The sequence below is a fragment of the Pseudoalteromonas sp. DY56-GL22 genome (assembly GCF_041414715.1).
Lineage (GTDB): Bacteria > Pseudomonadota > Gammaproteobacteria > Enterobacterales > Alteromonadaceae > Pseudoalteromonas > Pseudoalteromonas simplex.
On sequence record NZ_JANHZR010000006.1, the window covers coordinates 171,672 to 197,935 of the forward strand.

General features: G+C 43.6%; 20 protein-coding genes. 8 read left to right on the forward strand and 12 right to left on the reverse strand.

From position 1 onward, the window contains the following. Window positions 1-302 precede the first annotated feature (302 nt). From fusA to NO991_RS14585, 12 genes are all read right to left on the reverse strand, one after another. Complete coding sequence (fusA, locus tag NO991_RS14530) at window positions 303-2,390, reverse strand: elongation factor G (protein ID WP_062566304.1); 2,088 nt, start codon at window positions 2,388-2,390, stop codon at window positions 303-305. Window positions 2,391-2,599: 209 nt separating this feature from the next. After that, a complete protein-coding gene (locus tag NO991_RS14535) occupies window positions 2,600-3,328 on the reverse strand; it encodes a response regulator (RefSeq protein WP_166341214.1) in 729 nt (242 codons plus the stop codon). A gap of 37 nt (window positions 3,329-3,365) precedes the next feature. Next, window positions 3,366-4,988 (reverse strand): sensor histidine kinase, encoded by a 1,623-nt coding sequence (locus tag NO991_RS14540; RefSeq protein ID WP_054552332.1) that lies wholly within the window; start codon window positions 4,986-4,988, stop codon window positions 3,366-3,368. Between the two features lie 14 nt (window positions 4,989-5,002). Next, on the reverse strand, window positions 5,003-6,541 hold the full coding sequence (locus NO991_RS14545) for a tripartite tricarboxylate transporter permease (protein WP_054552331.1): 1,539 nt from the start codon (window positions 6,539-6,541) through the stop codon (window positions 5,003-5,005). Between the two features lie 3 nt (window positions 6,542-6,544). Then, the gene (locus tag NO991_RS14550) at window positions 6,545-7,009 is read right to left on the reverse strand and encodes a tripartite tricarboxylate transporter TctB family protein (protein WP_054562934.1); all 465 of its coding nucleotides are present in this window, start codon (window positions 7,007-7,009) and stop codon (window positions 6,545-6,547) included. A 9-nt stretch (window positions 7,010-7,018) separates the two neighbouring features. After that, complete coding sequence (locus NO991_RS14555; RefSeq protein WP_370625277.1) at window positions 7,019-7,984, reverse strand: Bug family tripartite tricarboxylate transporter substrate binding protein; 966 nt, start codon at window positions 7,982-7,984, stop codon at window positions 7,019-7,021. Window positions 7,985-7,996: 12 nt separating this feature from the next. Beyond that, window positions 7,997-9,238: an OprO/OprP family phosphate-selective porin gene (locus tag NO991_RS14560; protein ID WP_300360735.1), complete on the reverse strand. Its 1,242-nt coding sequence runs from the start codon at window positions 9,236-9,238 to the stop codon at window positions 7,997-7,999. Window positions 9,239-9,465: 227 nt separating this feature from the next. Further along, a complete protein-coding gene (locus NO991_RS14565; protein WP_300416962.1) occupies window positions 9,466-10,125 on the reverse strand; it encodes a 3-oxoacid CoA-transferase subunit B in 660 nt (219 codons plus the stop codon). 11 nt (window positions 10,126-10,136) lie between these two features. Beyond that, window positions 10,137-10,844, reverse strand: coding sequence for a CoA transferase subunit A (locus NO991_RS14570; RefSeq protein WP_063527828.1), 708 nt, complete (start codon window positions 10,842-10,844; stop codon window positions 10,137-10,139). A gap of 9 nt (window positions 10,845-10,853) precedes the next feature. Beyond that, complete coding sequence (locus tag NO991_RS14575) at window positions 10,854-11,615, reverse strand: 3-hydroxybutyrate dehydrogenase (protein WP_300416965.1); 762 nt, start codon at window positions 11,613-11,615, stop codon at window positions 10,854-10,856. A 4-nt stretch (window positions 11,616-11,619) separates the two neighbouring features. Beyond that, a complete protein-coding gene (locus tag NO991_RS14580) occupies window positions 11,620-12,807 on the reverse strand; it encodes a homoserine O-acetyltransferase (protein WP_300361264.1) in 1,188 nt (395 codons plus the stop codon). 9 nt (window positions 12,808-12,816) lie between these two features. Then, window positions 12,817-14,118 (reverse strand): GntP family permease, encoded by a 1,302-nt coding sequence (locus NO991_RS14585; RefSeq protein WP_235372549.1) that lies wholly within the window; start codon window positions 14,116-14,118, stop codon window positions 12,817-12,819. Between the two features lie 295 nt (window positions 14,119-14,413). Here NO991_RS14585 and NO991_RS14590 point away from each other — a divergent pair, with 295 nt between their 5' ends. From NO991_RS14590 to NO991_RS14625, 8 genes are all read left to right on the forward strand, one after another. Then, window positions 14,414-16,705, forward strand: coding sequence for a TonB-dependent receptor (locus NO991_RS14590; protein WP_300544130.1), 2,292 nt, complete (start codon window positions 14,414-14,416; stop codon window positions 16,703-16,705). 112 nt (window positions 16,706-16,817) lie between these two features. Next, window positions 16,818-17,480, forward strand: a complete 663-nt coding sequence (locus NO991_RS14595; RefSeq protein WP_054552322.1) for a response regulator transcription factor — start codon at window positions 16,818-16,820, stop codon at window positions 17,478-17,480. Between the two features lie 153 nt (window positions 17,481-17,633). After that, on the forward strand, window positions 17,634-18,911 hold the full coding sequence (locus NO991_RS14600; RefSeq protein WP_138599091.1) for an HlyD family secretion protein: 1,278 nt from the start codon (window positions 17,634-17,636) through the stop codon (window positions 18,909-18,911). Continuing rightward, a complete protein-coding gene (locus tag NO991_RS14605; protein WP_105173892.1) occupies window positions 18,908-19,660 on the forward strand; it encodes an ABC transporter ATP-binding protein in 753 nt (250 codons plus the stop codon). Before NO991_RS14600 ends, NO991_RS14605 begins: the two co-directional genes overlap by 4 nt. Then, window positions 19,660-22,110, forward strand: a complete 2,451-nt coding sequence (locus NO991_RS14610; RefSeq protein WP_371352142.1) for an ABC transporter permease — start codon at window positions 19,660-19,662, stop codon at window positions 22,108-22,110. Before NO991_RS14605 ends, NO991_RS14610 begins: the two co-directional genes overlap by 1 nt. 57 nt (window positions 22,111-22,167) lie before the next feature. After that, the gene (locus tag NO991_RS14615; protein ID WP_371352143.1) at window positions 22,168-23,544 is read left to right on the forward strand and encodes a sigma-54-dependent transcriptional regulator; all 1,377 of its coding nucleotides are present in this window, start codon (window positions 22,168-22,170) and stop codon (window positions 23,542-23,544) included. Continuing rightward, on the forward strand, window positions 23,545-24,825 hold the full coding sequence (locus tag NO991_RS14620) for a PAS domain-containing sensor histidine kinase (protein WP_371352144.1): 1,281 nt from the start codon (window positions 23,545-23,547) through the stop codon (window positions 24,823-24,825). 99 nt (window positions 24,826-24,924) lie between these two features. Beyond that, window positions 24,925-26,094 (forward strand): DUF547 domain-containing protein, encoded by a 1,170-nt coding sequence (locus NO991_RS14625; protein ID WP_166341231.1) that lies wholly within the window; start codon window positions 24,925-24,927, stop codon window positions 26,092-26,094. Window positions 26,095-26,264: the final 170 nt, after the last annotated feature.

A 26,264-nucleotide genomic window follows, 5' to 3' on the forward strand; every position in this document is an offset into this window, starting at 1 on the left:
GTCTAAAAAAGGGACACAAGGTACAAAAAAATACTTTTGTACTAGAAAAAAGAAACCAGACCGCAACTCATTATAAAACCGCTACTTTTTACCTATCATAGATTTAAATTAAAATATTATAATTTATACCACTCATACCAATCCGCTTAATTAAGTTGTCTATTTTGAGGCAATAAAACCTCAAAATGATTAAGTATTATTGCGGGTTGGTATCACACAAATTCGTTTAATAAGCGGTCTATTTTAGGCAATAAAAAACCCGCAACAAGTGCGGGTTTTTTTAAAAGAAGTTAAAAGGCTAATTACTTAGCAGCTTTTTTCTCTTTTTCTGCAGCGATTACTGTTTCAGCAACGTTTGCAGGACATGGTGCGTAGTGTGAGAACTCCATAGAGAACTGACCACGACCAGAAGTGATAGTACGTAAGTGGCCGATGTAACCGAACATTTCAGAAAGTGGTACATCACCCTTGATGCGAACGCCCATTGCGCCAGCTTCTTGGTCTTTAATCATACCACGACGACGGTTAAGGTCACCGATTACGTCACCTACGTTGTCTTCCGGAGTGAATACGTCAACTTTCATGATTGGCTCAAGAAGTTGTGCACCCGCTTTAGGGATAGACTGACGGAAAGCGCCTTTAGCAGCGATTTCGAACGCGATTGCTGATGAGTCAACTGCGTGGAAAGCACCGTCGAAAAGTTCAACTTCAACGTCTAATACTGGGAAGCCAGCTAGAACACCTTCTTGCATCATTGATGCGAAGCCTTTCTCAACTGCAGGCCAGAATTCTTTAGGTACGTTACCACCAACAACTGATGAAGAGAACGTGAAGCCTGAGTTTTGCTCGCCTGGCTTGATGCGGTAATCGATCTTACCGAATTGACCAGAACCACCAGATTGTTTCTTATGCGTGTAGCTATCTTCGATTTCTTTCGTGATAGTTTCACGGTAAGCAACCTGAGGTTGACCAACAACTAGGTCTACGCCGTAAGTACGCTTAAGGATATCTACTTTGATATCTAAGTGAAGCTCACCCATACCTTTAAGGATGGTTTCGCCTGAATCTTCGTCAGTTTCAACTTGGAATGAAGGATCTTCTGCAACCATCTTACCGATCGCGATACCCATCTTCTCGTTACCGCCTTTGTCTTTAGGAGCAACAGCGATTGAGATAACTGGATCAGGGAAGATCATCGCTTCAAGTGTACATTCATGCTTAGGATCACAAAGAGTGTGACCAGTTTGAACGTTCTTCATACCAACAACAGCGATGATGTCACCCGCTTGTGCTTCAGTAAGTTCGTTACGCTCGTCAGCTTGCATCTCAACCATACGGCCGATACGCTCTGTTTTACCAGTTGCTGAGTTAAGGATTGTGTCACCTTTCTTCATGCGGCCAGCGTAGATACGGATGAACGTAAGTGCACCGAAACGGTCGTCCATGATTTTGAACGCTAACGCTTTAAGTGGCTCATCTGCAGAAACAGTTGCTACTTCACCAGTAGGCTCACCTGTTTCAGGATCAGTTAGAGGTTGTGGGTCAACTTCTGTAGGCGAAGGTAGGTAATCTACAACCGCGTCTAATACTAACTGCATACCTTTGTTTTTGAATGCAGAACCACAGTATGTTGGGAAGAACGCAAGATCACGAGTACCTTTACGGATACAACGTTTGATGTCTTCTAAAGAAGGCTCTTCACCTTCCATGTAAGCCATCATTAGGTCTTCGTCTTGCTCAACAGCAGACTCAACAAGCATCTCATGGTATTCGTCAACTTTGTCTACCATGTCAGCTGGAACGTCTTGTACTTCGTAGTTTTCAGGAAGACCAGTCTCGTCCCAAACGTATGCTTTTTTCTCAAGTACGTCTACAACACCAGTGAATTGGTCTTCGATACCGATTGGTAAAGTCATAACTAGTGGGTTAGCACCTAGTACTTTCTCAACTTGACCTACAACGCGGTAGAAATCAGCACCCATACGGTCTAATTTGTTTACGAAGATTACACGTGCAACTTCTGATTCGTTCGCATAACGCCAGTTAGTTTCTGACTGCGGCTCAACACCACCAGAACCACAGAATACACCGATACCACCGTCTAGTACTTTAAGTGAACGGTATACTTCTACTGTGAAGTCAACGTGTCCCGGAGTATCGATAACGTTTAAGCGGTGGCCTTTCCACTCACAAGTTACAGCTGCTGATTGGATTGTAATACCGCGCTCAGCTTCTTGTTCCATGAAGTCAGTAGTAGACTCACCGTCGTGTACCTCACCAGTCTTATGAATTTTACCCGTAAGCTTAAGGATACGCTCAGTGGTGGTAGTTTTACCCGCGTCAACGTGGGCGAAAATACCAATATTTCTGTACTTCGATAAATCTGCCATTATTTTACTCTTAATAAAGTCGAAAAATTATTCGGCGGGAGTATAGCATTACTTAAAGCGAACATCACCATCGAAGTCGCTTAAAATGCAATCAATTTTATAAAATTTTTCTATGCTCAGGATAAGCGGCACTTTTTAACGTGCCGAATAGTGAGTTTATGCTACTAAAATCGCTAATTTAGCGCTGATTTGGCAATTAAATGATGCGATTAGCTACTTGTCATTTTATAACAACGCTCGGGTCGCCCGATACTTCCGTAGCTCTGATCAGCACTGACTTGCTCAGCTTCAAGCAAGTATTCGAGGTAACGACGGGCTGTTGAGCGGCTTACGCCGACTAAATCACCCATTTGCTGAGCAGTAAAAGCCGTGCCAATATTAGCTTTAAACGCTTTTAAGATCTTTTGCAAAGTAAGCTGATCCACCCCTTTTGGCAGCCTGACAGGGGTTTTTAACTGTTCTTGCGATCCAAATAAAGTATCGACCATAGATTGGGTTACTTCATCGGCATCTGACAAACATTGTTGCCTTGCTTCGAATCGCGCCAGTGCTTGATCTAAACGATTTAGCATTAATGGTTTTACTAAGAAGTCACAGGCGCCAAGTTGCATGGCTTTTTCCAGTGTTTCTACTTCTTTTGCTGCGGTTAATAGCATTACTTCGCTTTTCATTTCTTCGCGGCGTAATTCATTAAGTAAATCAAGACCGTTGCCATCGGGTAAATGAATATCGAGCAAAATTAAATCGGCATTAATCGCCGATAATAACGCTTTCGCGGTGGCAAGATTGCCTGCAATACCAACAACCTGATATTGCCCCTGACGTAGAGTTTGCCGTGCCCCTTGTTGGCCAGCAACGCCATGAGGAAGTAATAAGTATTGCGCCAATAATTGGGCTACTTCAACTTCGTCTTCAACAATGACAACTGAGTAAGTCATGTTCTTTACCTTTTATTTATAGGCTGATCATTTTTTATTATTTTGGAATGTAGACACTTAAACGTGCCCCCATCAGATCAGACTCACCTATTTCTAAACTACCACGACACGAATCTAAGTTGGTTTTGACCAAATAAAGGCCGATACCATGCTCAGCCCCTGACTTAGAACTGTATTGTGGTGTAAATATCACATCCTTGTCATCGCCTAAACCAAAACCGCTGTCTTCAACATCAAACAATAGTGTTTTACTGGTTTCATCAACCGTAACACGAACCTTAGGGGTACGTGTATCGCTAGCTCGAATAGCAGCTTCAATTGCGTTATCAATCAAATTGCCAAGTATCGAGACAACCCGTTCAAGCATATCTTTACGGGTGATCGATCCTAATAAGCTATCTGGATTAAGCTCAAGTATCACGTTTAATTCACGGGCTTTGTGGTATTTACCAACCAATAAACCTGCTAGTACCGGATCTTGGATCCTTTCGAGTAAATGATGGATCTGCGCTTGCGAGCCTTTACTTTCTTGACCAATTAACTCAATTGCCTGATCCGTTTGCCCCATTTGAATTAACGCACCAATTAAGTTTAGCTTGTTCGAGTAATCATGCGTTTGCACCCGCAATAACTCAGCAAAGGCTTGCACTTTAGTTAATTGCTGCGATAAATATTCAAGCTCATCCGCAGGGCGCATACTCAACAAAATACCATCAGCCTGACCTTGCACTTGCAATGCATATCGCGACAACACAATGCGTTTATCGGCGGCAAACAATTCAAAACCTACAATCGGACGCTGTTGGTTATGCATCAAAAACTCGCTATGTTCAGGAAGCAAATCTGCAAGCTTAAGTGGCTGATGAATACAGCTAGTCGGTTTACCGAGGATTTCGCAGGCACGTTGGTTTAAGTTACGTACATTACCTTCAGGATCGAGGGCAATAATGCCGCTACGAACGGTATTCAAAATAGCATCTTGCTCAGAGAACAATCGTGCTATTTCATCAGGCTGTAAACCAAAAATAGCATTACGAACCCGTTGACCAATATATACCGCGGCCAAAATACTTAAACCGACTAACAACAAACCCCAAAGCATAATTTCAGCACTACGAGCACGAATAAGCGGTTCAATTGATTGCACTAAAAAGCCAACCGATACCAAGCCGATAACTTCGCCCTGCTCTGAAAGCACGGGGACTTTGCCACGAATAGACTCGCCCAAACTCCCTTTTGCAATCGACACATACCGCTCACCACGTAGCGCCGCTTTACTATCACCACCCACCATCGGCTTACCGAGCTTATCAGAGTCGGGGTGAACAATGCGGCGAGTATTTCTATCACCAATCACGATAAAGCTGGCAGCGGTGAGTTCACGAATATGCTCTATTTGCGTATTTAACTCATCAAGCCCTTGCTTGGTTTGCAATGCGCTTTGCACATCATCCCGTGAGGCAATACTGGTTGCGAGCGCAAGCGCTTTATCACCCATGTGGTTATGTAAGCTTTCTGCAGTGATCTGATACACCAAAGCGCCAAACAACACAGCTTGCAAAACACATAGACCGGTAACCCAAATAATGAGTCGCGTTTCTAAGCGCTTAGGTTTTTTAACCATATGCTGAAATGGGTTTAGCTTATTGGTGTATCTCATATCAGTGCCTTGTTCTACGCATGTTGCTCTGCTTGCGTAGCTGCTTTTTCTTTACGACGTTGGACAATATAGTCTTTCAGTGGGAACAACAACACTAAGATCGAAATCACAAAAATACTCAGTGTTAATGGGCGGTCCCATAAAAAGCTCAGCGAGCCATCTGAAATCATCATGGCACGGCGGAAGTTTCGCTCAATCATATCACCGAGGATAAAGCCAAGTAATAAAGGTGCCATCGGGAAAGCTAACAATCGAAGCACCAAGGCCACCAGCGCAAAGCCCACCATCATAAATAAATCAAAGGTGTTAAATGACACTAAATACACACCAATTAAGCTGAAGAATAAAATCATCACGGTCAGCACAGATTTAGGCATTGCCAACACTTTAGCGAAATATGGGATCAACGGCAGATTCAAAATCAGCAGTACAATGTTGCCAAAGTACATACTGACAATAACTGCCCAAAACACGCTTGGGTTTTCTTGCATTAACATAGGGCCCGGCTGAATACCGTAAGCAATTAATGCCCCTAGCATGATCGCTGTTGTACCAGAGCCTGGAATACCTAAAGTCAGTAATGGTACAAATGAGCCCGTACAGGCTGCATTATTAGCCGACTCAGGTGCCGCTAAGCCACGCATTGAACCCTTACCAAATTTATCTTTCAGTGCTTTTGGAGCAAGGTTACGCTCAGTAGCATAGGCCATAAAGCTGGCAATGGTTGCCCCTGCGCCCGGTAAAACACCGACTATAAAGCCAAGTAAAGATGAGCGGCCAACCACAGGAGCCATGTCTTTTACTTCTTCTTTGGTTAGCTTTGTTGAACCAATTTTTGGCGTATCAGGATCATCAATTTTTTTATCTGGTTCAGCTTCAGGGCGTGCCACATTAATCAGTGCCTCAGCCAACGCAAACGTTGCCATTGCTACTAATAAAAAACTAATACCATCTAATAAATCAGCTTGGCCAAAAGTAAAGCGCTCGGTACCTGAAGAGGGATCAATACCTACCGTTGCCAGCATTAAACCAAATACCGTCATCATCATGGCTTTTAAAAATTGCCCTTTATTAGAGAACGCAGCGATAGCCGTTAAGCCTAAAAACATCAGTACAACATAATCAGGCGACTGAAAACTTAATGACACTTTCGCTAATAATGGCGCAGCCACCATCAATAAAATGGCGCCAATCGTCCCACCTATAAAGGATGAATAAGCTGCAATCGCAAGGGCTTTACCAGCCTTACCTTGTTTTGCTAGTGGGTAACCATCAAACGATGACGCTACTGTCCCCGCTACACCCGGCGCATTAATCAAAATAGAAGAAGTAGAGCCACCGAATATAGCCCCGTAGTAAACACCGGCCATTAAAATCATGCCCGAATCAGCACCGATGCTGTAAGTGATCGGGATCATCAACGCAATTGCAGTAATTGGACCAAGACCAGGTAGCATACCAATGAACGTGCCAACAAAGCAGCCTACAATCACATATAGCAAGTTGTTCCAGTCGAGTACGGTCGACAAACCTAACATAATTCCATCAAGCATAACTTAACTCCACAGGTTGCCAGGTACTAAGTAAATGCCCAGTACTTGTGTCATTAAAAACCAAAAAACCACGGCCACAGGCACAGAAGCAAACAACAACACTGCCTTACGGCGTTCGCCCATGATAAAAAAGCCCGTAATTAAAAAGGCACTGGTGGCAATTAAAAAGCCGAACGGTTCAAGCATGGCGCTATAAGCAACCATTAATACCAACAGTGCAAAGGTACGTAGTAAGTTACCCTTACTGAGTAGCTCTGCTTTTTCTGCAGGCGCTTGCTTTAATAAGTTGGCACCAATCGATAGTACACACACCACGATACCGAATACTGCATACACTTTTGGTAAGGTTGCAGAAGTAACGCTTTCGTACTCTTCAAATGGCATAAGTGGAATTTGCCAAGCCACAAGGGCGTAGAGGGTAAAGAGGACCAAGAATAAACTTGGTCCAATTAGTTCACGGTTTAACATCGTCTAACCTTAGCCTCGGATAAAACCAAGTTCTTTCATTACAACGCGTAATTGCGCTTCTTGCTGCTCAAGCGATTTAATAAACGCTTCTTTTTCTTGAAATAGATTTAGCCAACCATTGCGGGCACGAACCGCTTCCCATTCAGGGGTTTGTTGCAACTTACGTAGCTTTTCTGTGTACTCGGCAAGTTTGTCTGCTGGTAAATCTGGGGTTGCAAAAAAGCCGCGCCAGTTTACGAACTCCATGTCGTAACCTAGCGACTTTAAGGTTGGAATTGCTGGGTAATCTGGCAATGTTTCTGCAGAAGTCACCGCTAAAATACGTGCCTGACCACCATTAGCGACTTCGAGTGCTTCACTTAAGCCTGTTGAAAGTAAGTTGACCTCACCCGACAGTAAACCAGCTTTCGCTTTACCACCGGCATCGTAAGGAATGTAACGTAATCGACGACCATCAAGACCCGCCGCTTTCACCGCTTGTGCAGCCACTAAGTGATCCATGCTGCCGCGCGCAGAGCCACCTGCTACTTTTACAGAGCCTGGGTCTTTTTTCATGGCATCAATAACGTCTTGCCATGTTTTAAATGGGGAGTCATTACGCACCACAAATGCACCATAATCAGCAATCATGCTGGCAACTGGTGTTAAATCGCGATAGCTGTAAGGAATTTTGCCTGATAATGCGCGCAGAACGATAGGCGTTGAGTTAACCATCAACATATCGCCTTTTTTAGTGCCCGACTCAATCAAGTAAGCAATTGCACGGCCACCGCCGCCGCCCGACATATTCTGGAACGATGCATTATCTTCAATGCCCGCTTTTACCATTGCTTCACCAACACCACGTGCTGTGGTATCCCAACCGCCGCCTGGGCCACCTGGTACCAAAAAGTGTAAGTTTGCTAATGCCAGTGGGCTGGCTACTAATAATGAAGCTGCTAAAACAGATCTTTTTAATGATTTAAACATAGTCATAATGCACGACTCCTAAAATAAGTACTGCATACGAGCACTGATGCCCATACCTGAATCTTCATCACCTACCAGGGTAGAAGCACCGGCACCATCAACATCGCTGTAAATCAGGTTGCCCATAAATTTGATATCGCTGCTTAGGTAATATGATGTGCCTAATGTGTAAGTGGTTACATCGGTACCTTGCTGTTTGCTGCTGGCGTTCATTTGTGACACACGTGCAACAAGCTCCCATGCATCTTTAATCCCTTTTGGTTGTACAAATAATGCTGAGCCTGCTTTGTAACGGCGCTGCTCACCACCTAAGAAGTAACTTGCCGAAACATGGAAGCCATCAAAACGTTCACCATCAAGTTCGTTGCTACTATCTACCGTATCAAGATAACGGCTGGCATATTCAGCCTCTAGAGTGAATGCATTCGCTTGGTAGGCAAATTCAAGACCGCTTTGCGACATGCTATTTAGCGCTGCGGTTTCACCTCCGACTGCATAATCGACTAAGCGCACATTGGTTTCACGCACTTCACCACGGGCAAAACGAGCGCTTAAGTCATTGCCGCCCATATCACGATAAGAGTGCCAAGCACCTAAATGAATCACATCACCCGGCGCTGCACTTGACCAAGTTAAGCGACCTGTTACAGCCAATGTTAGTTTGTCATCTTCGTCATGGCCTGAGGCACCAAACGCATCGTTTTTGTAAACACCCACGGCGTAACGTAAGCCTGAATCTTTAAAGTATTGATAAGCCGAGATACCCCAGCGGAAGAAAGGCGAGAAGGTGTTAGCAAGGGTGCTACGCTCAATGGTATTAATGTGTTTAGAACTGGTTAGCGCATTGAGCGACATGTCTTCACGGATTTTACCGGCTTTTACTTTTAAGCCGTTGTCGAATGCATAACGTACCCGCGCTAACACGATTTCAGCCGTGCCTTCAGAAAATTCGAGTAGTAATTTGTGATCCCAGTTACCATGTTCACTTTCAACATAAGTACGGATACGACGTGGGAAGAAGTCGCTGCCTCCAGCGCCATCATTGTCGGCATTGTAAGCACCGTCGAAATAGTTGTAATCAAGTTGCACGCGACCACCAAATTCTAGGTTGAAGCCGCTAGATGTTTTTAATGAATCCACTTCTTTTTGAAGTGCATCGAGTTGTTGCTGTAGTTGTTCAGTGTCGCTTTGTGCGAATGCTGATGTACTTGCTAACGCCGCTGCAACGGCTAAAGCGAGCTGTGTGTTACTTGCTTTCATGAATTACTCCACACCAGATTATAATTATTTGTTGTCGTTGATCGGCCTACTGCAAACGGCGATCTGGTTTGGAGCATAGTGTTAACGATAGATTAACGAAATGTTTAGGGGGTAAGTTGCATTGATGGTGATAAATGGCTTTTTGTTCATAAAACCCATGAACAAAAAGCACATTACTGTGGGTTAGTATAAAATCTAGGCAAATTAGCTGCTTAAAAGTCGCAAAACTAGCTAAAAGTCATCTCAGGAATGTCTCCAGAGACAATAAGTTTGCCCTGTGTCTTAGCAATAATCTCATCAACCGAAACACCCGGAGCACGCTCTAATAAATGAAATGCACCGTCTTTAATTTCTAAAAGAGCCAAATCAGTGATCACTTTATTGATACAACCAACACCCGTTAACGGCAAACTACATTCGGTCAGCAGTTTTGATTCACCATGCTTGTTGGCATGGGTCATGGTACAAATAATGTTTTTAGCACCGGCCACTAAATCCATCGCACCGCCCATGCCTTTAACCAGCTTTTTCGGGACCATCCAACTGGCTATGTTGCCGTTTTGGTCTACTTCAAACGCGCCCAGCACGGTTAAATCAACGTGGCCGCCACGGATCATGGCAAAGCTTTCTGCGGAGCTAAATATAGCCGCCCCCGTTGCAGCGGTGACCGTTTCTTTACCTGCGTTGATCATATCAGCATCAACTTGGTCTGCACTTGGGTATGGCCCCATACCGAGTAAACCATTTTCAGATTGCAGCATCACTTCGATGCCATCAGGGACATAATTAGCAACCAAGGTTGGAATACCTATGCCTAAGTTAACGTAGTAACCATCCTGTAGTTCCATCGCCACGCGTTTAGCGATTTGTTCTCGTGATAATGCCATCAGCGTGCTCCTTATTGATTCTCTTGCTTAGTGGTAACTTTCTCGATGCGTTTTTCAAATTCACCTTTAATCACTCGGTCAATATAGATACCCGGCGTGTGAATTTGGCTTGGCTCTAGCTCCCCTGGCTCAACAATTTCTTCAACTTCAAGAACCGTAATTTTGCCAGCGGTTGCTGCCATCGGATTAAAGTTCATCGCCGTATGACGATAAATGCAGTTACCGTAGCGATCTGCTTTCCACGCTTTAACTATCGCAAAGTCGCCAGTAATGCTTGGCTCTAATAAATAATCGCGACCATTAATATTGCGGGTTTCTTTACCGTCAGCCACCGGTGTACCGACACCCGTTGCGGTATAAAATGCAGGAATACCCGCACCGCCTGCTCGCATTTTTTCAGCTAAGGTGCCTTGCGGAGTCAGCTCAACTTCTAGTTCACCATTTAATAGTTGCTGCTCAAATAACGCGTTTTCACCAACGTAAGAGGCAACCATCTTGCTGATTTGCTTGTCTTCAAGTAGCACCCCTAAACCAAAACCATCAACACCACAGTTATTCGATACCACGGTTAAATCTCGGGTGCCTTGACGTTTAATTTGCGCAATCAAGCCTTCAGGAATACCGCATAAGCCAAATCCACCGGCTATCACTGTCATGCCATCTTCAAGGCCAGCCATTGCTTCGCTATAACTTGTAACTACTTTATCAAAACCTGCCATTGGCTCCTCCTATTGTGCAGTCCAACCGCCATCAATGGCGATTGCTTGGGCGGTAATATTGCGTGCTGCATCGGCCATTAAAAAGCTAACGGTATGCAGGATCTCATCTAAGCCGATAAATGCTTTTTTCGGCATCGGTGCTAGCATAATTGTGTCGATCACTTGTTGCTCAGAAATGCCATGTTCTTTGGCTTGCGAGGCAATTTGTTGCTCCACAAGCGGCGTTTTTACATAGGCTGGGCACACGGTATTAATCGTGATGTTGGCATCGCCCGTTTCAAGTGCCATGGTTTTAGCAAAGCCGATTAAGCCATGTTTTGCAGCGATATAAGCCGACTTATATTTAGATGCCACCATGGCATGAATTGAGCCAATATTAATGATGCGACCAAAATCTTGCTCACGCATGCGAGGGAGTACCGCCTTGGTCATCATCGCCGGGCCAACGAGCATAACTTGCTGTAAGAACTGCCATTTATCAGCCGGAAAATCTTCAAGCTTAGCAACATGCTGAATACCTGCATTATTAATAAGCACATCAATTGGCTGATTAAGCTCAATGAAAAACTGCTCTATTGCATCACTATCGGCCACATTAAGTGCATACCCTTCGGCGCTACCACCTTGTTCAACAATGCCTGCGGCTGCTTGTTGTGCTGCTTGCTGATTTAAATCAGTCACAATAATAGTGTGACCTTGCATCGCCAGTTGCTGGGCAACATATAGACCAATCCCACTGGCTGCACCGGTAATTAAAACTGTTTTGCTCATCGGGTTACTCCTCTAAAAACTCACTGATAAGCTGCGCTTTCGGGGCGATTGAGAAAATGCCATCAAGGTGTCCCCAGCCCCCTTCAATTTCTGAAATCTCAACGTCTTTACCTGCCGCTTTCATGGTGTCAAAAACGGTGCGCATGTTTTCAGGGCGAAGCAGTAAGTCGTTCGTTGCAGGTAGTAATAATGTTTTGGCAGAGACATTTTTAAGTGCCGTTGTTAAATCGCTTTGCATACCAGCGGTAAATAGTTGTGATGCCCGGACCAAATAAAGTACATGGTTTGCATCTTGGGTTTTAGCTCGTGCCATTGCGCGCTGAGCGAGTACTTGGTTTAACTTAGGCAAGGTACGAATATCTTTTAATGCACCTTCATCCAATACATTAAAGTCAGGGAAGCTCGCGTTATAAATAATTGGATGCATCGCATCTTGCGTAATATTAAGCATGGTTGCCGCTAAACCATCTAACGGGCGCTCTTTGCCGTAGTAATTACCTTGCTGCCAGTTTTTATCTAGACGAATTGGTAACGCCCATTTTTCAAGTGCAGCGACTGTCCATGCATCCATCGTTGCAGCGCCAATCACATGAATTAAACGCTCTACTTTATCTGGGTAACGAGTTGCCCACTCAAGTGCTTGAAACGACCCCATTGATGCACCCATCACAGCATGTAACTTAGTGATACCTAGGTTGTCGAGTAAACGCTTTTGCACATTCACAAAGTCAGTAATCGTAACCACAGGGAAATCCAAACCATAAGGTTTACCTGTTTTTGGATTAGTTGACGCAGGGCCTGTGGTAATAACATTTTCATCATGCCAGTTGGCATTTACTAAAGTATCTGAGCTAATCACATAATATTTATTGGTATCGATAGCTTTACCTGGGCCGATAATCGCATCCCAATAACCCGGTAGGGCATCATCTGCTTTATATTTACCTGCGGCATGAGAAGTACCAGAGAAGTAATGAGTGATTAAAATCACGTTATCTTTATTGGCGTTTAGTTTACCGTAGCTTTCCCAGCCAATATCCACTTGCTCTAACGTCACACCAGACACGGTGGTAAAATCTTTTGTCGTAAAATGCTGCTTTTCCACCAGCATGGTGTCGGCTTTATTTGCAGCGTCAAACGCAGTGCTACTAAATACAACCAGCCATAGCAAAATTATTAATTTGGTTTTCATTGCTGTTCCTTAAAAGATAATAAAGAGTCCGAGTGCCAATGCAACACCGATAAGCGGAATAACCGCCGTCAGCGCTGCCATTGACCAATACGCACGTTGGTGCGTTTCTTTACAGATAGCGCGTATTGTTGTGACCACATAACCATTATGCGGCAAGGTATCGAGGGCTCCAGAGCTAATTGCCACTACTCGGTGCAGTTGTTCGGGGTTTACACCCATGTCTAAATAACCTGGTGCGACAAGGGGTAATGCAATGGCTTGCCCGCCAGAAGCAGAGCCAGTTAAACCAGCAATTACACTAACCGCAATCGCAGCACCAACCAACTCATTTCCCGGCATATGGGTCATCACATCGACAGCGGCGGTAAATGCTGGTGATACTTTCGCCACAGCGCCAAAACCAACCACGGCAGCGGTATTACCGATTGCCACTAAGGCGCCGGTTGTACCAACATTAATAGCGTTACCCATATCGTGAAAATGCTTAAAATTGATAATCACAATACTCAGTACACCACCAAGCAAAGCGACAATAAGCGCGGTTTGCTGCAGTACATCATGTAGCGTAAATGATAAAAGCAGCACCACAATCAGTGGGATCACACCCGTAATTGGATGCGGACGACGACGCTCAATAATGACAGGATCATCATCACGCGCTTCAAAGGTTTCGCCATTAGCAACGGCTTTTTTGATCATCTTGTTCAACCAAAAGTAACCTGCTGTCGCCATGAAAATAGCGACCACTAAGCTCACTTCCCACGCTGCATAGGGTGACGTACCAAGGTGCTTAACCGGGATCCAGTTTTGAATTTCTGGCGAGCCTGCCGAAGTCATGGTAAAGGTCACCGAACCAAATGCCAGCGTTGCTGGAATAAAGCGGCGCGGTAAGTTTGCATCTTTAAACAGACTTAATGCCATTGGATAAACGGAAAACGCAACAATAAAGACGCTCACGCCACCGTAGGTTAAAACAGCACAGGCAATCACAACCGCAAGAACGGCGTGCTTCATACCTAGTTTACCCACAATGTAGCTTGCAACACTGTCTGCAGCACCGGTGTCTTCCATGAATTTACCGAACAACGACCCCAGTAAAAACATAAAAAACCACGCACTTAAGAAGCCTGCAAAGCCATCCATATAGGCGTTAATAAAGTTTGTATCTGCCGATACAGGGAAAATGGCCATGCCACTACTAAGTGCAACTAACAGTGCACAGATTGGCGCAGCGATAAATAAATTTACCCCACGCAGCGTTAAAATGATCAGCAGTATTAAACCGCCTAACAGTCCTATCATGCTCAGCATAGACATTCCTATAATTATTGTTATTACACAGATGAGGTGACATCGGAATAATGCTTTCAGTCTTACCCTAAGCGTTCAAAAAATACATAACACTAAGGTACTATCTGCTTTAAAAATAGCTTAATTGCTTGATAAATAAAGGGCTGTGACGGGTATAGCACTATGGTACTAATTCAATTTTTGCAACTATCTTCTACATTAATTGACAGGTGACACGGGCAAATCTTATTCAGTCTTCGGCAACATCGATGTGAGTGGCCATAAGACTAATGACAACAATAACAAGGAATACAACATGATAAAGCTTAACCCAAAAGTCGCGCCACTTACTCTGGCTGTATCACTTGCTTTGGCAGGTGTCAGTGCTCAAGCGGCAGAACAAGCCGAACCTGCAGCAAAAAAAGGTGAACTTGAACGTATTCAGGTAACAGCACGTAAAACTGTTGAAAACCTGCAAGAAGTGCCAGTCGCAGTCACTTCAATTGGTGCTGAAGAGCTAGCTGAAAATGGCATCGTCGTCATGACCGAAGTTCAGCAGTTCTCGCCAAATACCACCTTACAAGCAAGCCGTGGTACTAACTCTACAATTACTGCGTTTATTCGTGGTGTAGGTCAGCAAGATCCACTTTGGGGGTATGAGCCAGGCGTAGGTATTTATATCGATGATGTTTATCTTGCTCGCCCACAAGGTGCCGTGCTTGATCTGCTTGATGTGCAACAAATCGAAGTATTACGCGGCCCACAAGGGACGCTTTACGGTAAAAATACCATTGGTGGTGCAATTAAATACGTCACCAAAGAAATGAGCGGTGATGCTACCTTAAATATACAAGGCACTGTAGGTAGCTATAACCAAAAAGATTTAAAAATCACTGGCCAATTACCGATTGTTGACGAAAAACTTTACGTGGGTTTTGGTTTTGCAACGCTTAACCGTGATGGCTTTGGTGAGTTTTTAACATCGGCTCTTGATAACCAAGACCGCGAAAACTACAACAAAGACGTAACCGCAGCTCGTGTTACACTCGAATACACACCGACTGATGACTTATTCTTCCGCCTCGCGTGGGATAAAACAGAAGACAAATCAAACGCAAAAGGTGGTTACCGTTTACTACCTAGTATTCTTACCGATGCACCAGTTCCAGACAGCGTGTATGACTCATACACCAGCTTACCAACATGGAATAAAGTTGAACTCGAAGGCTACAGCCTAACTGCTCGTTGGGATATGACTGACAGCACTAGTATTAAATATATTGGTTCAAGCCGTGAGAGCTACTCACCAACCAATATCGACTTTGATAACACGTCACTGCAAATTTTCGACGTACCTGCTATTTACGATGATGAGCAAACGACTCACGAGTTGCAGCTAAATCATCAAGGCGATAACTACAAATTGGTTTCAGGTCTTTACTACTATGATGGTGAATCTTGCGGTCAATTTGAGGCTATTTTAGGTATCTTAGGTCAAAGCTTAGGGGCACCAGGCCTAACTCGTGAAGTAAGCGGCTGTAGTAACTCAAACAGTAAAGCAGCGTATATCCAAAGCTCGATTGATTTAACAGATAAATGGTCAATGACACTCGGCGCACGTTACACCAAAGACAAAAAAGAAGCGCAGGTTAACAATGGCCTAATCTTTGACATTGTTTACCCTGAATCAGGTTGGGTACCAGGTTACACTCGCCCAGAAGGTCAGCTTGTACCAACAGTACTCGATGATGAAGAAGAATGGTCACGCTTCACACCACGTGCTGGCGTTGAATACCAGTACAATCGTGACATCATGTTCTTTGCAAGTTATGCGCAAGGCTTTAAGTCAGGTACTTTCAATCCACGTGCAACCACTGCAGAGCCAGCAGCAAAACCAGAAATCGTTGATTCATTCGAAATAGGTATGAAGAGTGAGTGGAACAACAACTTACGTGCAAACGTCACGTTATTCACCCTTGACCATAAAGACCGTCAATATATTTCGGTATTACCGGGCGACAGCGCTGCAGATCTAAACCAACGTTTAGGTAACATTGGTGAGTCAACATCAGATGGTATTGAGCTTGAGCTTAACTATGTTGCAACAGAATCACTCAGCTTTGATGCATCAGTGGGTTACATCGATAGTAGCTTTGATAACGTAATTGATTACGACCCAGAAACCGGTGAAGCATTCGATAAATCAGACCGCTTTACGGTATCAAACACACCTGATTTAACCTTTAACCTGGGTGCAACGTACCGCATGTACACAGAAATGGGTGACTTTGTTGTCAACGGTAACTACTACCACAGAGGCAACTACGCGCTATTCGAAGAAGATAGCCTATTAACGCAAGATACTTACGGTATCTTTAATATGGGTATTACTTGGTACAGCACAGATGGTCACTGGACGGCAGGTCTTTACGGTAAAAACTTAACGGACGAAGAGTACATGATTGGTGGTTACCAGTTCGTAGCACCTGATCCAACAGACCCAACAGATACCAGCAAATACACCCCAGGTTTAGGTGGTGATAATACCCTGATTGGTTACTACGGCGACCCTCGTACTGTAGCCTTCACTGTTGGTTACCGTTTCTAAAATAGAATCTAAATCCTTGTGTGAGAAAGGTTTGTCTGAAACTTCCCCTCAGGCAAACCTTGTTTCAAAAGGCAAAATCACTTATAACATAACGCATTGGAGAATCGAGGGAATGTCTTTAGCTGTGAACACCATAATCGCCGATGATCACCCGTTATTTAGAAGTGCGCTGCGTCAAGCTGCCGCGACATCAGTGCCTGAAGAACATATTAAAGAAACCAGTGACATTGATGGTTTGTTTGCACTGTTAAGCGCTCATCCTGAGATTGAACTGATATTTTTAGACCTTACGATCCCAGGTGCAAATGGCCTGCAAGCCCTTTCGCAACTGCGTAACCACTACCCTGATATCTTGGTAATCATGGTCTCTGCCAATGAGACACCCGCCATAATCAAACAAGCGATGAGCCTTGGCGCTGCTGGCTATATTCCTAAGTCATCTTCTTTAGATGTTATTAGTGAAGCAATTAGTCATGTACTCAATGGCGACACTTGGTTACCACCTGAAGTAGATTTAACCGATGTGGTGATCAACGACGAACAAAGCGAATTTGCTCGTAACCTCGAAAAACTAACTCCGCAGCAATACCGCGTACTTGCAATGATTGCCGACGGTTTATTGAATAAACAAATCGCCTTTGAAATGTCGATTCAAGAAACTACAATCAAACAACATGTGTCAGCGATTTTACGCAAACTCAATGTTTATAACCGTACTCAAGCAGGCATTTTGTTTAACCAGCTTTCGCAGGTTGGCAAAATCGAAGAAAGCTAATTTAAGCATTCACTCCCAGTTTTAAAACTCGCTTTCCCAGTAGTGGGAAAAGCTCACGTTGCAAAAGATAAAAAGCTACTACTTTTCAACACCTTAACTTTTGGCACAAAACTCGCTTTAGCTATTCCATGATTATTTATATTTCTCAGTATCATGGATTTAGACAGCACACTAAAACGCAAACCTCAGCAATCAAAAGCTAAAAAATGGCTGGCTGTTGCAGCCATTGGCGTATCGGCTCTTGGCGCTTTAATGGTGTATCAATGGACAACCCCCACTGTGGTTGCTGCAAGCCAGCTGCAAATAGCAACCGTAGAACAAGCCGATTTTGTGGTAAAAATACGTGGCTTTGGCCGTTTAAAGCCAAAGTATCAACGTTATTTAACCAATACCGACACCGCAATGGTCGAAGCTATCCATGTATACCCCGGCACTATCGTTAAAAAAGACACGGTGATTTTAAGCCTCGTCAACCCACAGCAAGCGCAGCGTTTATCGGTCGCTAGGCTAGAACTTGCTCGCCAAAAAGCCAGTGTTAATGAACAAAGAATTAACCAGCAGAGTGAGCTACTTGAGCGCCAAGCAAATCTCGCCATTTTAAAAAGTGAGCTGCAAAGCGCAGAGCTAAGAGTCGATGCTGAAAGCAAACTGATCGAGCAAGGAATTGTTTCAAGCCTCGATTACAAACGAAGCATGCTAAACGTTGCACAGCTTACAGAGCGCGTAAGTATTGAGCAGCAACGTCTTGCACAGCTTAAAGAAATGCACTTACAACGTAGCAAAATACAGCAAGAGCTATTAAGCCAATTTGAGCTTAATTATCAAGTTGAGCAACAGGCTTTTGATCAGCTGCAAATAACGTCAGGTATCGATGGCATGCTGCAAGAATTGAATGTTGAACTTGGCCAAAACCTCGTGCCCGGTACCCGCCTTGCGGTGGTTGGCTCAAATAAAGCACTCAAAGCAGAGCTAAGCGTTAAGCAAGCAGATGCCGAAAAAGTGGCACTCAATATGGCAGCGAAAGTAAATACTTTTAGCCAAGCAGACCACGGTGAAGTTGATGCCAAAGTCACCCGAATTGACCCTATTGTTACCGATGGTCGAGTTATTATCGAACTTGATTTACAAGGCACACTGCCCGCTAATGCTCGCCCCGATTTAAGCATCGAAGGCTATGTCGTTAGCAACATTATTCCCGATGCATTAACCATTAACGTGCCACAAAAAGCACAAGCACACAGCGAAGCCACGCTGTTTAAACTTAATCCAAATACCCAGTTAGCAACGCCAACCAATATCGAATTTGGTACACTCAGTGACAATCAAATTCAACTTTTGAGCGGTGCCACCGTGGGCGAACAGCTGATCATTTCAGACCTTTCTAAATGGCAGCATTTGGCAACAATAAAAATCGAACAGGACAGTTTATGAAAACCAATACGCTTATCTCATTAAACAAAATCGCCAAAGTTTATCGCGGCCAAAATGTTGAAACCTATGCATTAAAAGACATCAGCCTGAATATTAACCAAGGTGACTATATCTGCATTAGCGGCCCATCTGGCTGTGGTAAATCGACGTTACTGTCATTATTAGGCTTACTCGATAGCCCTACTGCTGGCGACTATTTCATTAAAGAAGTCGACACAAAAACCCTTGATATGGATCAGCAAGCTGAACTTAGAAACCTTCACATTGGTTTTATATTTCAGTCGTTTAACCTAATTGATGAATTATCGGTATTTGACAACGTGGCACTTCCGCTCACTTACCGAGAGCCAGCCATGAGCCCAAACGAAATTGAGCTTGCGGTAAAGCAAGCCCTTGATGAAGTTGAGATGGGCCACCGTGCTCAGCACAAACCAAACCAATTATCCGGTGGTCAGCAACAGCGTATTGCTATTGCCCGCGCACTAGCTGGCAAGCCAAGTATTTTATTGGTGGATGAGCCAACTGGTAACTTAGATTCAAAAAATGGTGATGCCGTCATGGACTTGCTTGATGAGCTGAATAAAAAAGGCACCACGATTTGTATGGTAACCCATGATTTACGTTATGCCGGACGTGCAAAGACGCAACTTAAATTGCTAGATGGTGAAATTGTTTCCTACTCTGAAGCACGCCAAGCACCTAGCAGCGACACTGCTGAGCAAGTACTCGAAAGCGCCGAGGTGATGTAATGAAATTAACCAAAACACGCGCCCAACTAAGCTTAGCGTGGGCATCATTAATGAATGCACCGGGCTTTGTGACAGCGGTTATCGCAACGCTTGCTTTAACTCTTGCCACCTTATTTGTGGTGCTTAGCCTTGTTAACAGCTACTTTTTAAAGCCCCTTGATGTGTACGATGAAAGCCGCATGGTGGTGGTTGAGCAATCACTTACTTATGATGACTACGATGCCACCGGCTTTCAAAGCTATCAATCGATGGTGCATTGGCTTAAGCATAATCAAAGCTTTGAACAAAGTATGATGATCAATGCAGGTGAGCAAATCTTTGCAAACCTTGATGGCGAGCCTAAAGAGCCTGTGCTGTATGTTGGCGGCAACTACTTTGACTTATTAAACACGCCATTTTTAATGGGACAAGGTTTTGACCTTGGAGAAACGCTAGAAACACCTGATGACCGCGTTGTTATCTCTGCTAACTTCTGGCGCAAGCATTACAACAGCGATCCGAACATTATTGGTAAAACACTTTCAGTCATGGCGGGTGAAACCGATTACGTTCACCGTATCGTCGGTGTTGTTGATGACTCATTCAGCCCACCTTACATGTTTAAAGCAAGCGATGTTGAAGTATGGTTTCCATCCAGTGCGGACCGCCGTTTCTTTCACAATGACGATTGGCAAAGCCCGTGGACAAACACTTTCAAAAACCTAAAACTGATTGCCGTTTTAAAGCCTGGGGTCACCATAGATCAAGTTAAAGTCGATTTAAAACAGCAAATTGATACGGTTAAATCAGAGTGGCTAAACAACGGGGGGATCACCGATGTAAAACCTGAAGTAACCCCGTATCGTGACGTTGAGCTGGGTAATAACGATGACTTAAGCTTAATGATGTTAGCCGGTGCAGTAGGGCTACTGATTATTGCAGTACTTAATGTAAGCACTTTATTCTTCTCGCGCGCTCTTGCCCAACATAAAACCCTCGCCTTGCAGGCGGTGTTAGGTGCAAAACGCAGCACATTATTTAAAAGTATCTTTTTACAGTCACTGATTTTAATGACCTTATCGGTAAGCATTGCGCTGTTTTTATCGGTATGGGGCATACGTTTATTTAAAGTACTAGCAGAAGGCCGACTGCCACTGGTTAATAGCTTGGCCGTGGATAGCACGTTGGTCATTGTTGCCATCATACTGTGTATTGCTCTTGCTTATATTTTCTCTGTAATTACAGCGCGTTTGGTGAATTACAAAACCCTAAATACGCAAATGCAGAACAGCGGTAAAGGCGGGGTTTCACAGGTATCTGGCCTTACAGTGCGTATTTTAATTGGCTCACAAATGTTTGTTGCCGCGCTGCTTGTTAGTTTTTCAGTGATGGTAGTGAGTAAAGCCATGGGCACGATTAACCGCCCACTCGGCAGTGATACCGAAAACCTATATTTTGCCAACCTTTTCCAGCCAAATAATCAGATGTCATTGGCTGAGCGCTACGAACATATGCTGCAATACAAGCAGGTTTTGCTTGATAGCCAAGGCATTGATGATGTTGCCCTGGGTCATAGCCCGGTTTCGCAAAGACAAAACGCCAACACCTTGACTGATGTAAACGGTAAAAGCTCAGTTTTCTTCCCTAGTCAGTGGGTAGGGCCTGATTACTTTGCGTTAGTTAACACCAAAATTCTCGCTGGCCGCACCTTTACTGAACAAGCAATACGCGGTGAAACTAACGAGATACTGGTATCGGTCAGCGTGGCTGAAAACTTATTACCAGGCCAAGACTATCGAAATATCATCGGCAAGAGCTACCAAGGCTTAGAAGAAAAGATGTATGAAGTGGTGGGTGTAACCGAAGATTTTAATCACCCTAAATACTACGATGAATCGTTTGGTCGTCACATTTGGTGGCCTGCGACACCGTATAGCTACATGTTTACTATCAAAGCTTCTGAAGGCGTTAAGCTGACTAATAAACAAATACTTAATACGCTAAAAGAAAAAAACAGCGACCTAACCATGTGGCAGTTTAATGACCTGCAACAAGAGTACGACAATTTACTGTACATGAGCCGACTGACCGTGGTTCTGTGTAGTACCTTAGCGCTATTTACTCTATTATTAGCAGCAATCGGTATTTTTGGGGTACTGAGCTACAACCTGGGTCTGCGCCGCTATGAGTTTGGTATTCGTATGGCATTAGGTGCAAAAAAAGCACGCTTATTCAAGTTGATGAGTGTTGAAGCTATTATCCCTGTGCTCATTGGTTTTGCGGTTGCTCTCGCCGCGGTAATGGTGGGTTTTTACATGTTACAAGGACAGCTAATGTCTTGGCTGATACTTGATGTAAGACTGCAATTACTCGCTTGGAGTATTACCTTATGTATTGCGCTATTCGCTTGCTTTAGACCTTTGGTTTTACTGCTTAAAGCAAAACCTATGGCCGCACTACGTAACGATTAACAGCACAAAATGGTGGCTTAAATTTAAGCCACCTCAACAGGATAATAAGAAAACATCATGGACAAAATCTTAGTCATAGACGATCAAGCTGATGTGCGTCTGGCTGCTACTGTTGCATTACAACAACTGGGCTTACATTGCCTTGAGGCCGAAGGCCCTGAACATGCCCTTGAATTATTAAAATCGGAGCACATTAGCCTGATTTTGCTTGATATGAACTACAAGCTCGACACGACCTCAGGTGAAGAAGGGTTACGCTTTTTAAAGCAACTAAATCAATTAGGTTCGACCATACCTGTCATTGTGATGACCGCATGGGCCAGCATTGACGTCGCTGTTAAAGCCATGCAATTAGGGGCAGTCGACTTTGTTGAAAAGCCATGGAATAACTTGCGCTTAACCGCCGTTGTACAACAACAACTCAAGCTCAAGCAAAGTAATCACGACAACGCATGCTTAAAGGCGCTTACCAGTGACACACAAGCACATTACATAGCTCAATCAGAAATCATGCAGCTGTTGCTTGCCAAAGCTGAGCGCGCAGCTAAAACCGATGCCAGCATTTTAATTACCGGCGAAAATGGCACTGGCAAAAGCTTATTGGCACATTATATTCACCAGCACTCACTCAGAGCTGATAAACGCTATGTAAGCGTGAATGTTGGCGCCATTGCCCCGACGCTATTCGAAAGCGAATTATTTGGCCATAAGAAAGGCTCTTTTACTGATGCCAAAGAAGACCGCCTAGGGCGTTTTGAAATTGCCGAAGGCGGTACCTTATTTTTAGATGAAATTGCGACTTTAAGCCTTGAGCTGCAAAGTAAAATGCTCCGTGTGCTAGAAAGCAAAGAATTTGAAGTGCTAGGCTCAAGCCAAACCAAAACCGCCGATGTTCGCATTATTTCTGCTACCAATAGTGAATTAGCTACGACCATTGAGCAGGGTGAATTCCGCCGTGACTTATTATTTAGACTCAATACCATTGAACTACACATTCCACCGCTTCGCGACAGAAAAGACGACATCGCTCCCTTGGCAGAACACTTGTTGTTGGTGCATGGTAAAAAATACCAACGCGCGAATATGGCGCTAAGTCCTGATGCCCTAAAGGCGCTAAAAAATTACAGCTGGCCTGGTAATATTCGTGAGCTAAGTCACTGCATTGAACGCGCGGTGATCATGAGCGATAACAACAATGTTCAAGCCAATGACCTCATTTTAGATCAACCAAGTTGCGAGCAACCGAATAGTAATGCGGAACAAGCTTTGCCACTATTGCCCCTTGAAGAGCTTGAAAAACAGATGATTCAAAAAGCACTGCTGCAATTTAATGGCAATGTTATCGCCGCAGGAGAGTTTTTAGGGTTAAGTAAATCAGCGATTTATCGTCGCATTGATAAACATCAGCTCGATTTAAAAGAAGTAGAACGCTAAATGAGTAGCAAGTTGTCGTTAGAGCAGCGTGTTCGACGCTATTTTTATATGGTTATAGCGGTGCTATTAGCACTTGGTATTGCCCTTTCGCTCAGCTTAGAACTAGATTGGTTTGCCAGTATCAGCCTATTATTGCCGTTTATCGGAATAAGCGCTTTTGCTTTAATTAAAAGCTACCGTGCGATCACCGATGTGGTTGAACGCTTTGGCCTGCAACTAGATGCATTGGCAAATGACGAAAGTAATAGTTGGCATTTAGCGTCTTATCAAAGTGGACGAGTTGCAGCGCTTAAGCAAGATTTTGCCAAGCTCAGCAATAAAATAGCCAAGAACAAACGCCATTATATGCAAACTGAAGAGTTTGTTTTTGAGTTTGCCAGCATGCTGGACTTACCCATCGTTATACTAGACCCCCATGGCTTGATTTACTTTAGTAATAAGGCATTTTTAAACAGTATTAGCCATCGCCAGATTGAAGGTAAATCGGCCAGCGACTTAGGCATAGCCCTGCATGATGGCGAATGGCAACAAAACAGTGACTCACTGTTTAAACAACGCTTTCAAATCTCATCGCAGACTTTTTGGCGGACCGGCAGAAACTTTGAATTACTAACCTTCTTTTCAATTGAGCAACAGCTTCGCGATAACGAACAACTTGTTTGGCAACGTTTAATTCGCGTGTTGAATCATGAAGTACGTAACTCACTCACGCCGATTTATTCAATGAGTCAATCATTGCAAACCCTCAAGCGCCAAGGACAAATTAGCAGTCACGATGATCTCGCTCAAGATATGCTGCAAGTAATAGAAAAACGCGCTCAGCACTTGCTTGATTTTGTAGCCAGTTACAGTGCGTTTGCCAAGCTACCACCCGCACAAAAGCAGGCAATCAGTAGCGAGCAATTAAACACGCGTTTAAGTGCTATCTTTCCTGAACTAGTGATAAATAGCAGTGAAGAGTTACTTATTAATGCCGACTTCGGCCAACTAGAACAAGCATTAATAAACCTGATAAAAAATGCTTTTGAAGCAGACAGCAATTCAGCCCCTACCCTCACTTGGTCAAGACAAGGTGATAACTTAAATATTGCAATTAGCGACCAAGGTTGTGGTATTCAAAACCCCGATAACTTGTTCGTGCCATTTTACTCAACCAAAGCAAATGGCACAGGTATAGGACTTGTGATCACCCGAGAACTTGTGCGCAACCAAGGTTTTGAGTTATCGATAAATTCAAAACCCCAGCAAGGCACACAAGCTATAATTACTGTGCCTACCTGAGAAACACAAAAGTTAGTACTTTTAACAAAAACAACAGATTGTTGTGCTTTCAGAAAAACCACGCTATGTTTAATTTTTAAACTACGGAAGGTCATAAAAATGAAAAACGCCATCAAACCCATCGTACTAGCAACATCACTTATTCTAATTACCGCCTGTAATTCAACGGCTCCTATTAATAAAACAGCAACGACAGCCATTAACCAAGAAAAATTTAGCCAATTTCATCAATATGATGAAAAATCAAATATCACCCTTGAGTACACTGACTACGGGCAAATATTAAATGCCTCGGTGATTGATTTAGGTATGTCAGACCGCTATCGCATTTCAAATAATACGAGCAAAATAGGCACACGATTATCATCTAACCCTAAACCGTCTACCGCAACAGAAGCAAATCGCTTTTATTATGATTCATACAGAAAGAATCCTCAGATGAAACAAGATTTGCAAATAGTGCAAGCAAATATGGCCGACCTGCCAAACAAGGTGAATTTAAGTAACTTACCAAAATCAGAGTTACTCGCATACTGGCTCAACCTCTATAACGTGACAGTACTCAATGAGTTAGTGCAGCAGTACCCTGTTAAAAACCTAACGAGACTATTAAACGAAGAACCAAGTTTTTTTGATAAGCCGCGTTTTAACTTTAATGGTAACCAGTATTCATTGAACGACATTGAATACAACATTGTTGCACCGCTATTTAACAATGACCCGCTATTAATGTATGGCTATTACCGTGGTTACATTGGCAGCCCAAATTTACTAGACCACCCATATACAGCGAAAAATGTGTTTGCAGCCCTGACCACCAATGCGGTGCAATTTGTTAATTCAAACCGTGGTAGTGTGATAGGTAACCATAGCACTCGTGTTTCTTCTTTATACCTTGAAAAGAAAAACTACTTCCCAAACTTTGAAGAAGATTTAGCTGACCATCTTCAATCATTAGTTATTCAAGAGCCAGATAAAGACCAAGTTGTGCAAAACCTCTCTTTTAGTATCGATAATTACGATATTACCGATATTTTAGGTAGCGATATTGAATACGGTGGAGGGAATGCGATAGTCGCCGATCCAAGTATTGTGGCAATGGGTTGGGATACAACCTTTATGACCTATGGTGATAACTTAACCAAAGAAGTCGGTCATGTAAGCCCGTTACGCCGCGAGATTTTGCAAAAAATCACGCAAAAATACTATGAAGTAAATAGCCGCGTTGAAATAAAAGACTTACCCGCTAAAGAGCCTGAAGATAAATAATGTATCCTAAAGCGGCTCGCCATGAGCCGCTTTAATCTCCCTGAAATTCCAACTAAAACACTTAGCAAAGCCGCAATAGCCAGCTTTAAGTTTGGTTTTTTCTGTATTAATTTTCTGGATATTGCCAATTTAAAGTAAAAGTAATATGTTTGTTTTTTGTACTAAGCAAG